This is a genomic window from Shewanella sp. SG41-4, from assembly GCF_014164505.1.
GTDB lineage: Bacteria > Pseudomonadota > Gammaproteobacteria > Enterobacterales > Shewanellaceae > Shewanella.
This window is the reverse complement of sequence record NZ_JACJFI010000214.1, coordinates 1-7,205: the sequence shown is the minus strand read 5'-3', so window position 1 is coordinate 7,205 and position 7,205 is coordinate 1. Positions and strand designations below refer to the sequence as shown.

General features: G+C 39.8%; 4 protein-coding genes and 1 pseudogene. 2 read left to right on the top strand and 3 right to left on the bottom strand.

Features of this window, described 5'->3' with window-relative positions:
- From H5202_RS16260 to H5202_RS16250, 3 genes and pseudogenes are all read right to left on the bottom strand, one after another.
- The coding region (locus tag H5202_RS16260) for a CobW family GTP-binding protein (RefSeq protein ID WP_272490474.1) at positions 1-463 on the bottom strand (463 nt) is incomplete at its 3' end.
- On the bottom strand, positions 460-1,731 hold the full coding sequence (locus H5202_RS16255; protein ID WP_182772997.1) for a DEAD/DEAH box helicase: 1,272 nt from the start codon (positions 1,729-1,731) through the stop codon (positions 460-462). The genes H5202_RS16260 and H5202_RS16255, both read right to left, overlap by 4 nt.
- Positions 1,732-1,877: 146 nt before the next feature.
- A pseudogene (locus H5202_RS16250) lies at positions 1,878-4,933 on the bottom strand (EAL domain-containing protein).
- 404 nt (positions 4,934-5,337) lie between these two features.
- Between H5202_RS16250 and yiaY the strand changes: the two are divergent.
- Together yiaY and H5202_RS16240 are read left to right on the top strand one after the other, a co-directional pair.
- Entirely contained in the window at positions 5,338-6,486 is a 1,149-nt protein-coding gene (yiaY, locus tag H5202_RS16245; RefSeq protein ID WP_182772996.1) for an L-threonine dehydrogenase, read from the top strand.
- Positions 6,487-6,914: 428 nt separating this feature from the next.
- Positions 6,915-7,205, top strand: a 291-nt coding sequence (locus tag H5202_RS16240) for a cytoplasmic protein (protein ID WP_182772995.1), incomplete at its 3' end; no start/stop codon positions are given.

The following is a 7,205-nucleotide window of genomic DNA, read 5'->3' as shown; positions in this document are numbered from 1 at the left end:
GATAGCGCGGATCGCTGACTTTACGCGCATCAACCAGACATACACTACTTTGCAAAGTAATAACATTTTGATAATACTCAGATGTTAATAACTTCACGATTTCGGCAGGATGTCCAAGCCCAGTAGGTTCTATCAATAACCGGTCCGGTTTAGTCTGCTGAATAAGCTGATTTATCGCGACTTGAGTTGGTAAGCCAGACACACAACAAAGGCAACCACCTGACACTTCTTTTATGACAATACTGGTGGGCTTTGCTGGTGTAGCATCAGGATCACTATTTTCATTACCAGCAGCTGTAGCATTTAACAAGCCGCCATCAATGCCTATTTCGCCAAACTCATTTACTAACACGGCCCATACTTCGTCTTTGGGTTTATTAGCCAATAATTGGCTAATAAGTGTGGTTTTACCCACACCCAGAAAGCCGGTAATAATATTGGTGTTAATCGGTTTAGTGATCATTTTTTCGCTTTAGCGTATTTACCCTTACGAGTAGGCTTCGCATCAGTTTGAGATGGCTTACCACGTTTGTACTTAAGGACTTTTTTCGGTTTCTCTGCCGCAACATCTCGATATCGAGCCGGTAATGGCGCCCCTTCCTCGTATCCTTTAGGAACCAATATCGGCAACGATTGTTCAATAAGTTGTTCAATCGCGCCAAGTAACTCTAGCTCTTGTGGACTCACCAACGAAATAGCTTCACCGCCTAATCCCGCACGACCAGTACGCCCTACCCTATGAATGTAATCTTCACATTCTTCTGGTAATTCAAAGTTAATGACTCTTGGCAGAGCTTGGATATCAAGCCCTCGAGCGGCCAAATCAGTCGCGATTAACACACGTAATTGACCGGTTTTAAACTCTTCCAACGCACGATTTCGCGCCCCTTGGCTTTTATCTCCGTGAAATACCGAAGACTTAATACCGTCTAAGCTTAACTCACGGTATAAATGATCTGCTGTTTCTTTACGGCTGGTGAACACCATAACTTGTTGCCAGTTATGCTTGCCAATTAATTCAGATAACAACTCAGCTTTTCGGCGGGTATCCACTTGATACACCTGTTGGACAACATTCGCGGCTGTAGTTTGGGTTTCAACATGAACGTATTCAGGGTTGTTGAGCATTTTAGCAGCAAGGGTTTTAACGTCTTCAGAAAAAGTAGCAGAAAACATCATCGTTTGGTGTTGTCTGGCGATTAAACGCTTCACTTTTTCAATATCTTTAACAAAACCAAGATCAAGCATGCGATCAGCTTCATCAATCACTAAATGGGTAACAAAAGATAAATCCAATTCATGCTGGCCAATAATGTCAAATAATCGCCCAGGTGTTGCCACTAAAATATCGATGCCTTGCTCTAATGCCTTACGCTGAGGATTGATACTCGCGCCACCATAAACGGCTAAGCTGTTTAGATTGATAAACTGGCTGTACTTAACTAAGTTTTGCTCAATCTGAATCGCTAATTCACGAGTAGGTGTCATGATTAACGCGCGTAAACGATTTGCTGGCAATGAGTCTGAATGATCCTGTGCCATTAAATGACTTAGCAAAGGTAACGCAAAAGCAGCTGTTTTTCCGGTACCTGTTTCGGCACTGGCCAACACATCTCGGCCTTCTAGCGCTAGTGGGATCACAGCTTGTTGGACTGGAGTAGCAGTTTGATACCCAGATTGATTAACCGCATCTAATATTAATGACGGTAACCCTAGCGACGTAAATGACATAACAGACCCAATAACACAAATAAAAATAGGTCGCTATTGTATACTAATCTAAACATCATTAACTATTACATTAGTGATAGCATTAGCCATATCATCATGGTGGATCATGCAGATTTCAAATTAATAGTCACAGCATGGACATGATATTAATTCAAAACCTGCAAAGGTATTACTTTTTCAACTAAATACTTTTGCTCAAAATCATCGCAGCACAAGGCATGAGAAAATAAATATCCTTGGCCATAATCACAACCGGCAAGCGCCAATAAACGCCGTTGGTTTTCGGTTTCAACACCTTCAGCAATCACTTTCATGCCGAGTTTATGAGCCATAGCAATAATCGCTTCACACAAACACATATCATTATTTTTGGCAGCCAAACGACCGACGAAAGATTCATCAATTTTAAGGTAATCAACATTATATTTGGTTAAATAGGATAATGATGAATAACCGGTACCAAAATCGTCAAGCGACAATTGCATACCAACATGACTATAAGCCAATATTTTAGCCTCAACATTAGGCTCAATGTCATGTAATAAGTTTTCAGTGATTTCAATACAAATGCTATCCGTAGGTAGCGCGAGCGAAGACATGTGTTTAAGCCAATTATCAACCTCAGTCGACTCGTCTTTAAACTGTACCGGTGACATATTAATACTAATCTGAATATCACTATTAAATTGCGCCTTCCATTTTGCAGCTTGTTCACAAGCTTGATAGAAAACCCAATTACCAATGTCGATTATCATTCCCGTTTCTTCAGCAATAGAGATGAAATCTGCTGGCGATATTAACCCCATGGTTGGATGATTCCAACGAATTAACGCTTCCACTTTGATGCTCTGCTGACGTCTTAAATCGACAATAGGCTGATAATACAACTCAAATTGCTGCTGGATAATCGCCACTTTGAGGTCTTGGATCAACGCCATCCGCTTTTGTGCATTGTCTTGCATGGCGGAGGTAAAATAATTAAACCGATTACGACCATGGGATTTTGCCGAATACATGGCTTGATCGGCATTCTTCAATAATGCCTCGGTTGTTTTGGCATCGTCTGGAAATAATGTAATACCAATACTGCCACTAATATAGGCCGTTTGATCACCTAATAAATAAGGCTCGGAAAGTCGTTTAAGTATTTGTTGTGCTACACGTTCTACCCCATGAGTATCTTCAAGGTTAGTTAACACTATGGTAAATTCATCACCACCAAGACGGGCAACAACATCGGTTTCGCGTACGCTGTTTTTAAGACGTTCCGCCGTCTCAATTAACAACACATCCCCCATATCATGGCCCAAGGTGTCGTTAATCTCTTTAAAATAATCCAAGTCTAAAAACATCAAAGCAAAGTGATTATGCTGTCGGTCAGAATGAAATACTTCTTGATTCAAAAATGTTAACAACATCCTACGATTTGGCAAACCGGTGAGTGCATCATAATTAGCCTGGCGCCATATCAACTCTTCAGTTTGCTTTTTCTCGGTAATGTCGGAAAATAACGCAACAAATCGCGCCGCCTGCGACTTTGTTCGGATGATTGAATTAATGGTTAATAAGATAAGGTAATTTTCACCATTTTTACGGCGCATCCACACTTCACCATGCCAATGTCCCTGCTGGCTAAGCTGTTGGCTTAATTGTTGATAAAAATGTTGGGGTTGAAGATCTGTTTCAAACATACGTAAATGTTTATCTTGTATGTCTTGTTGACTGAATCCAGTGATAAAAGAAAATGCAGGATTTGAATCAATGATAATGCCCTTTGCAGTAAACACACTCATGGCTTCACTGGAGTTTTGGTATACCGATGCTGCAATACTTAGCGAGTCTTCAACCTGCTTGATATCAGTAATATCACTATGAGTCCCACACACCCTAAGCGGTTTACCTTTATCATCAACATCAACGACCTTTCCTGTTTGCAAAATCCACCGACTGTCGCCGTCCATGTTAGTTAATTGATATTCTACACGTTGACTTATGCAGCGGCCTTTTGCAATTTCATTAATGCTGCGAAGAAACTTAAATTTATCTTTTAGTTGTATCGCATTTATCCATAGTTTAGGGTGTAGATTAAGCGCTTCCATTGAACAACCTAAAATGTCAGCACTGTATCGATAGTACTAAAACTATTTTTTTTGACATCCCAATCCCACACGCCCAACTCACTGCTATCAAGTACCAGCGCAAGTTGCTCGTTACTTTGCAATAAATCTTGTTCGGCTTGTTTCTGATCGGTGATATCGAGAAAACCAGCAATAACTAAAAAAGTATTATCTTGAACATGGCGACGACACGCTATAGTCACATGGGTGTAGATTACTGAACCATCTTTGGCAATAAAACGCTTATCAATTTCATATTCATTGATTTCGCCTTTGACCATGTTCTCAAATAATAATAAATCTTTATTCAAATCATCTGGGTGTGTTAACTCTACCCAAGTTAGCGACTTTAACTCATTTTCGGTATAACCGAACATCCGACATAAATAGGGGTTAACTCTCAACCAATGCTTAGTTTTAGTGGTAATAGAAATACCAATATTGCCAATATCAAATTGATTATTAAAAAGAAAATCTTCTTGTAATTTGACTTGTATATCGCGTCCACGAAACACTATTTTGGCAAGTAAATGACCGATGATCATAGTCAATAAAGGTAACACCACCATAATAGGAAGTGACACGGTACGCAGAGCATCTAACGCTTGATCAAACGGCAATAAAAATAGCCATAACAGCAATAGGGAATGAACAATAACGCCAAGAAGGTAAAATTCAAGATAACTAATTTGATCCAATTCATGCCGACGATACCGACGCCATATTAATCCGATGAGTGCACTACTGCTTAACGCAGATATTCCAACCCATACTGCAACTCCGCCCAAATTATAGCGATAAAGCGCCATGATAATCGTGGCGACAAGAGTTGGAATCCCCCCAAAAAATAGACCACTTAAACAGAGTACGACCGTGCGAGCATCAAACAATATGTCCTGCTGATGAACCAAGGGATCCATCATGATAACAACACCAATCGTGCCGATAACAGCGCCCATGAAAAATTGCCATAAAAAAGGCGTCACCTTGCGTTGATGCGTAGGAGAGAGTGAGTAAACATAAACCAGCGCGAGTAACAGCGCTGCATTTTCTAAAATTGAGAAAAAAACATTTAGACTAAACATCTATACATTTCCCTTATCCATCCTTAACAAGCGCAGTAGCATCCAAGCTGTCTCTATTCAGTATAGTAGAAGTAAACTAACACTATGATTTTTCGTCTTTATACCGTAAACCATTCTATATATAAAGAGTATAATATTCATCAAAAAATTCGATGATATTGTTGTAGAGAAATAACATCTCTAACCTGCACAACAAAACGATCAATTACCGACCAATTATAGCTTCGGTGTCAAGGCAATACCCCTCCAGATCACAGTTATTTTAAAAAAGTCGTGTTGGTAATAAAACGGCCTAATGATAATGACTTATTCGCCATTAACGAGCCCCTCGTCACATAATCGCTGTCGTGTTATTGGTATGTTTAACTCAGAGAAAACTTAATTCTAAATATAGGACAATCAATATGGCGACTAAATTCTTTATTCCAAGCGTCAACATTCTTGGTCAAGGCAGCGTAGATGAAGCAATTAAAGACATCAACGCATTTGGATTTACCAAAGCACTCATCGTCACCGACAAACCACTGGTTAGTATTGGTTTAGTGGCAAAAGTTGCAGATAAACTCAATGCTAATGGTATTGAAGTAGTTATTTTTGATGGTGTTCAACCTAACCCTACAACGGGTAATGTTGCTGCAGGCCTTGAACTATTAAAAGCCAATAAGTGTGATTTCATCATTTCTTTAGGTGGCGGTTCACCACACGATTGCGCTAAAGGAATAGCACTCGTCGCTACCAACGGCGGTAACATTAAAGATTACGAAGGTGTGGATGTATCAACTAAAGCCCAAATGCCTTTAGTCGCGATTAACACAACTGCAGGTACAGCAAGTGAAATGACCCGTTTTTGTATTATTACCGATGAAGCAAGGCACATTAAAATGGCCATTGTCGATAAAAATACCACACCAATTCTATCTGTGAACGACCCAGAATTGATGCTTGAAAAACCAGCATCGCTGACTGCGGCTACCGGAATGGATGCATTGACACACGCAATTGAAGCCTATGTCTCTATTGCCGCGAATCCCATCACCGACGCATGTGCAATCAAAGCCATCGAACTAATCCAAGCTAATTTAATCAATGCCGTTAAACAAGGTGATGATATTCAAGCCAGAGAAAATATGGCTTATGCGCAATTTTTAGCGGGCATGGCCTTTAATAACGCTAGCCTTGGTTATGTACATGCTATGGCACATCAACTTGGCGGTTTTTATGACTTACCACACGGTGTATGTAACGCATTATTACTGCCCCATGTCCAAACCTATAACGCTCAAGTTGTGCCAGCACGCTTAGCTGATGTAGCAAAAGCTATGGGTGTCGACATAACAGCAATGACAGATGAGCAAGGCGCTAAAGCGGCAATTGACGCGATTAAGCAATTGTCAAAAGCCGTTAATATTCCAGCAAATTTAACTGAGTTAGGCGTAAAAGCTGAAGACATCCCAACTTTAGCAGACAATGCTCTTAAAGATGCTTGTGGCTTTACTAACCCGAAACAGGCAACACATCAAGAGATCTGTCAAATTTTCACTAACGCTTTATAACTAACATCAGCTCGGGACAAGCAACGGCAAGTAAACCGTTATTTGTCCCGCTAACTACGTTGTATTGACTTGCAATAGACTTGCAATAGACTCGCTATTGACACTATTCGTCAGTAGAGCAGCGTCTTGTTAGCAACACAAATAATCAGTTTGGCGATAGATAGGCCAAATATTCAGATTTTGGCTTACTTATTCTATTTATTAACTCGAATTGGGGTTAACTCGTTTTGTAGCGCAGCATAAGCCCATATTTGATTATGGGCTTTTTTTCACTTGCCTTTTAATGTAAAAAACCAGCAATGACAACAGCTTATTTTTAATTTAGTAAAAAGTGATGCTTAGATCTAAGTTCTTGAAATAAGCATTGACCAATATAAAAAATAAGGTCTATAGTGAAAACACTTAGATAGCGAATAGGTAGGTAAACAATGACAGCAATCACTCATATATATAATTACACCGTTCGATGCCCGCATTATAAAGAAAACGAACAAACTGCAACATGGCTCAACCATATCGAAGTAAACCAATCTTGTGAAATTGCACTAGACCGTATCACTAAATGGCACAACCTCTCTGGCACCAAATCATTTGAATTAGATAATTTTGTGGTTCGAAAAGCCGATAATGAAGAAGCTTATTTTGCCATGCAAAGTAGCCGCCTTAAGCATGATGGTCATGCCCTTGTCACTTTTAAAATCTTTTTAGACAACTGCTGC

Bases quoted from the DNA above. Each gene is read 5' to 3' on its own strand.
- H5202_RS16255 (WP_182772997.1), bottom strand. From the start codon at position 1,731: ATGTCATTTACGTCGCTAGGGTTACCGTCATTAATATTAGATGCGGTT.
- yiaY (WP_182772996.1), top strand. From the start codon at position 5,338: ATGGCGACTAAATTCTTTATTCCAAGCGTCAACATTCTTGGTCAAGGC.